Origin of the sequence: Atopococcus tabaci DSM 17538 (genome assembly GCF_000429585.1) — a bacterium.
Taxonomy (GTDB): Bacteria; Bacillota; Bacilli; order Lactobacillales; family Carnobacteriaceae_A; genus Atopococcus; species Atopococcus tabaci.
On the sequence record NZ_AUCD01000098.1, the window covers coordinates 1 to 5,503 of the forward strand.

The 5,503-nt window shown below is 35.5% G+C and carries 3 protein-coding genes and 1 pseudogene; all 4 read right to left on the reverse strand.

Going from position 1 to position 5,503, the window contains the following annotated elements:
• A pseudogene (locus G470_RS0111040) lies at positions 1 to 431 on the reverse strand (IS21 family transposase); the annotation flags it as partial.
• A gap of 1,027 nt (positions 432 to 1,458) precedes the next feature.
• Entirely contained in the window at positions 1,459 to 1,848 is a 390-nt protein-coding gene (locus tag G470_RS0111050) for a hypothetical protein (protein WP_028274852.1), read from the reverse strand.
• Between the two features lie 402 nt (positions 1,849 to 2,250).
• Entirely contained in the window at positions 2,251 to 3,624 is a 1,374-nt protein-coding gene (locus tag G470_RS0111055) for a DUF4301 family protein (protein ID WP_205617933.1), read from the reverse strand.
• Positions 3,625 to 3,747: 123 nt separating this feature from the next.
• On the reverse strand, positions 3,748 to 5,160 hold the full coding sequence (locus G470_RS0111060; RefSeq protein ID WP_028274854.1) for a lipopolysaccharide biosynthesis protein: 1,413 nt from the start codon (positions 5,158 to 5,160) through the stop codon (positions 3,748 to 3,750).
• Positions 5,161 to 5,503 lie beyond the last annotated feature (343 nt).

Here is a 5,503-nt window from a genome sequence, read left to right on the forward strand (position 1 = left end):
ATATTAAACGTAACGATTTCTCCTTGATTACTGATCATTTTGACTTCTTCTTTCCAGTCAACTTGGGCTGACAGGCCAGGTGTATGTTCAATTCGTACCGTTGCTTTCTTAATTTTCTCTTGCTTAAAGGATCGGCAATATTGCTTGACTAAACTGTAACTCCCCTCAAATCCTTTCTTCTCAATAAATTTATAAATACTATACGCACTGCACTGGTCTTTCAGTTTCTCTTCAATAATTGCTTTATAGGGATCCAGTTTACTCGGCCGCTTTTTTCTCTGTACCGGTCTTTTTCTTCCTTCTAAAGCTTCATGATAGACTGCTTTGACTGTTCGGTAGTCACAGCTGTATTGCTTCGCTAACGCGGCATAATTGGGTTTGATGCCGTCTATCATATGTTTCTTCACTCCTTCTCGAATATCTTTTCTCATCCTGATTCCTCCATTTCTGAAAAGGGGATAAGAAAAGTATATAAAAAATGTAGGAAAACCAACAATTTTAAATTGCCGATTTCCTACATTATATAACTGCCTTTTACACCTAGCCGAGGAACTCACAGAAAAAGGCCACCAAGTTCAAATCGAAGTGGAGCCCAACAGCTTCGGCCGCGGCCAAATCATCTGGCGCGATCCGGAGACGGGCGTGTTGGTAGGTGGATCGGAGTCACGGACGGATGGGTCTATTGTGGGGTGGTAGTAACTAATAAACTAACTGAATGCCAATAAAAAAACCAACGGCTTAAATTAATTGCTGTTGGTTTTTCTTCTTTAAATAATAAGTTATTACAAAATTATAGTTTCTGATTTCCGGTAAAGGCGTGCTAGGATATGCCCGTTTTATATATGCTATTTATTCAGGCATTCCTCAAGAATAACTTCACCTGTTGGAACCATTTCATCTATAATTAATAGTTGCTCAGGTTCTAAATCAATTCTATTTCCCATTCGATTAATTCTTTGATAGTACATTTTTCCGGGATAAGGTGAAGAAATATGCGGACACTGAATATATTCAATCGAATTAGTGTCCTCAAAATGTTTGTATGTATTAATGTACAATTTTACTTCCTCCATATTTTGACTATACATAAATTCTGGTTAGTAGAAAACTACAAGTTTCTTGTGTAAAGTAAACTTTTTGTGTAGACCTTTATATTCTGATCGCCCAATTTGAATTATTTACGCATTCCCCAAAATTACTCACGTTATATATTAAACGGATTGTAACAAGAATATTCCTGTATGAGATTACACGATTGAGTGTTTACTTTCTTGATACCATGCTTTTTTTGCAGTGTATAATTAACAAACCTCCATGTTAAATTACAATAGTACCTACAAATGTATGCAAATATATACTATTCTACAGCAGCGCTTTATTGAGTAAAATATAGAAGCGTCTAATCAACTTTAGAATGTCTATTTAAACTGAAGTTCAAATGTTAAGTTAGCAATATTTTTATATCTGACTTAAGAAGTATATTACATCTCTTTTAGGTTCAAATAATTTATTGGTAACAGAGTTTATTAGCTTATTATCGTTAATATACGTTAACGAACCAAGTTTTTCTTTTTCAACACCATTGATTTTATACACAGATATCTCGTCATGTCCATTTAAAGAAAAAGCAATTCTTTTGCCAGCGGATTTTAATCCAACTTCTTGGAAGCCTCCAGCACTATAAATCTCTGCAAGGAATTCGTAGGATTGAATATCTAAATCCTCATTTACTTTATCTACGTTAGCCTGAATTTCTTTCTTAATTACTTCTAACCAATTGACTAAAATTGCGTTTTTATTATTTTTTCTATTTCTTTTGATTGCTGCTTTAAATTCTTCATATGACATTTTTTTCGTCCCCCTTAATTGTTATTGTACCACAATAATCTATGTTTCTTACGGTCATGTTTATCATAGACCTTTCTTAACATATAACAAAAACTTAATCACTGTTTCAATTCACCATGTACTTAAAATGCTTCTTTTCTTTAACATGTATTAAAAAGGATTGAACCTCTCAGTTCAATCCTCTTAGAATAACTTTATCTCAATGCAAATATCCTTCGAACTCTTTCATAGCTTTCCAACGTACCAATGTCAACCATCTGTCTTCGAAGCTATAGACATAAATCCTAGTTTATTGTACTGAGTAAGAGATATCTTGTCCTATTGCATTAGAAGTATTGCCCTCATTCAAATACTGTTCAATCAAAGGAAGTATTTCTTCTAGAAGCACACATCAATCAATTCTTACCTCGCAATAACCTTCTCCCGATGACCTTCCCGCAACAAATCATTCACGGTCTTCACCGGGTTGAACGTGGTTAAAGGCACTTCGACAAACAAGGTGTTCCAGTTATGCATCGAGCCGTTCCACAGACCGGGGTGTTCCAGGGCTTTCAGCTTTCTGCCTTCGTGCGTTTTTTCGCTGATGAAGTACCGGTCTTCATTTGTATACTGAAGAAGGTTAAACTTCTCGCCTTTGTGGTCTTTCACAAAACAGACAACGTCCACCGGGTTGAAGTACTGGGAGGATTCAAAGATTTCCCGTTTCTCTTCATCTTCCAAATCAATCTCGGACTTCTCGCAGATCTGCAGATCCACGTAGTCGCCGTTGTCCACCAGGAACGGACCGCCACCGGGTTCGCCGCTGTTTTTGACCATGCCACATACGCGAAGCGGCCGATTCAACAGCTCCCACGCCCGCTTTTTGGTCAACTCGGTCTTCAAGACGATATTCAAGGTGTCCCGAAGAAACGCCCCGATGGCTTCCAAATCATAGTCATCCGCCAAAATATCTAAAATATAGGCGTCGATTTGCTGCTTCACTTCCATCCCGATGGAAGCCAGCATTTTTTTCGACTGGATGGTGTCTTCCACCCGGCTTTTATGGCACACATTGTCAATGTTTTTGATGAAGATGATGTCGGCATCCAAGTCATTCAAGTTCTCCAGCAGCGCGCCGTGTCCGCCCGGGCGGTAAAGAATTTCACTGTCCTCCAACCGGAATGGTTCGTTGTCCATATCCACCGCCAACGTATTCGTTTCCTCTTTTTGGAAAGAATAGGTGATGTCAATGTGTTCCTTATCTGCCAATACCTGATTCACGTATTGGTTGAACAAGTCTTCGTGTTCTTCCCCGATGGTGAAATGCAAGCTGCCGGGCCCATGATTTAAGTACTGCTCGCCTTCATAAATGTGCTCATCGATCGGCGTGGTCATCTTGTCCTCGTAGGCGTGAACTTTGATCAATGCTTTCGGCAGGCTGCCATAATTCAAATGGCTTTTCACCACACACTCTGCAATGGCCAGCCGCCCTTCCAACGTGTCTTTATCCCATCCTTGAGACTCCACCAATCCCTTTATGTCTCCATAAAAAGCAAACTGTTCCAAATTGGCGAAAAATTGCTGGATGAACTCGGTATCTTCTTGGTCCTCCAAAAAGGCATACAGATCCTTGAACATCCGGGTGGCGGCTCCGCTGGCGGGAATGAACTTCACCGCCTTTTGATTGAGGTAGTCCTCGCTGATTTCATGAACAGGTGTCAGTTCCTCTTTTGTGACAGCCGAAACGATATTTACATATTGCGTTCCTTTACGGAATTTTTCTATGTACTTTTCCAACATTATTCTCCTTAAGACGTTTATATATTTTTATACAATTTTTGAAATTTGTATAGTTAACCTATGCACCCCTAACTTCTAGAGTAAATTCTAATAGATTTCTTAAATATTTTTAACGTGAATTCAATCATTATTTAACAGTTTAGAGAACTGAAAGATATTCATAAATTGCTTCAACATTTTTTTATTTAAAATTAACAATATAAATAATAAAGTAATTTCAATGATAGACTCATAGAATAGTGACATATTGATCGTTAAAATAAATATTTGCATAAAAATAATACTCAAATTTCCAAAGAAATGACGCCAATCAATTTTCAGCTCTATATATTTTTTTGTATCTAAAACTCGAATATAAAACATAGCAAAAAAACTTAACATTGAGGAAATTCCTGCTCCTACAATTCCAAATGATGGAATAAAGGCAAGATTTAAAGCTAGGCTAATTACTCCTCCATATACAGAAGTTTTAAAAACTCCTTTTGTTTCTTTAGCAGCAATATAATTTGTTCCTAAAAAACCAGAAAAACAAGAAAAAACAGCGCCTAGAACTAAAAACGGAACAACCTTCCAAGCATTATAATATTCAATAGATAAAATGTTAGCAAACAGGACTTTTACCAGTATTATAATCACTGAAGTTCCTAAAAACATTACTGAAGATAAGCTAAAAAATACAGTGGAATAAAATAAGGATTTATTTTCACTTTCATATTCTTCAATAGCAGATAATTGCCATGCTTGATTAAATACTTGATTAATCATATTAATTAATGATGGAATTTTACTTGCAACTGCGAATAATCCATTAGCACTAATCCCTACAAAAAAACCAATAAAGTATCTGCTCGAAGCGTTTATTAACCACCACATTAACGAGTTCGGAACCATTGGAAGTGCATATCCAAATAATTCTTTTGAAAAGCTTTTATTAAATAATTTAAAGCTGATTTTTTTGTAAGCTTTAGTTGCTATTAACAAATAGACTAAAGAAATTACGTTAGATATTACCAGAGAAGTAAAGTAACCTCTTATGCCCAAATTGAAATACACTAAAAATAAAATATTCATTATACCTGTGGAAAAAGTTAATAAAACTCCATTTATTGCAAATATTTTTACTTCTCCGATAGCGCGCGCATATTGAGCAAAAATTCTTTCAAAGAGCTGAACTAAAACAAGTAAATACAAATAATTTAAATAACTTTCAAATATATTAAAATACACAAATACTGGGTAAAACGCCATAAAAATAAAAAAACCAATAGTTGCTATAACAATAGAATTAGTTAAAATTCTATCACTTTTTTGCTTTTGATCCATAGTAAATCTTAATACCGATTCATAGATGCTTGATGAAACTATTGGTAAAATCATTGTACCGGTAGTAGTCACTAAATCAACAACTCCATACTCTGTTGTTGACAAGTAATACGTGTATAGTGGAACAAGTATCAGAGAAATAACCTTGCTTCCTAAGTTTCCCACAGCAAAGACAAACGAGTTTCCTAGTAACTTCTTGTATGAATTCAACTTTCCCACCTATTTCTACAAATTTAACCTAATCACTAAAATGAGTTATGAATATAAATCAAAAAATGAACGATAAATTTCAACGTAACTTTTCTGAGAGTGATGATTGTTTATTCCAAGAAAAATATTAATAACCCCAGTTCGCATAGTGATTGATTAGGTACGCTCTCTTTATAAATTCGCACTGCTCTTTCTGGAAGTAAATACTTCTGACAGTCCATAGATAATATTTCTTAGTTAACTTTTTAATATCGTGGATTGTATAATTAAGCGAGACAGAAAAAAGACATGTTATGATACACTCAAATTAACCTACCAAAGCTAAGGAGAGTGCACCATACAT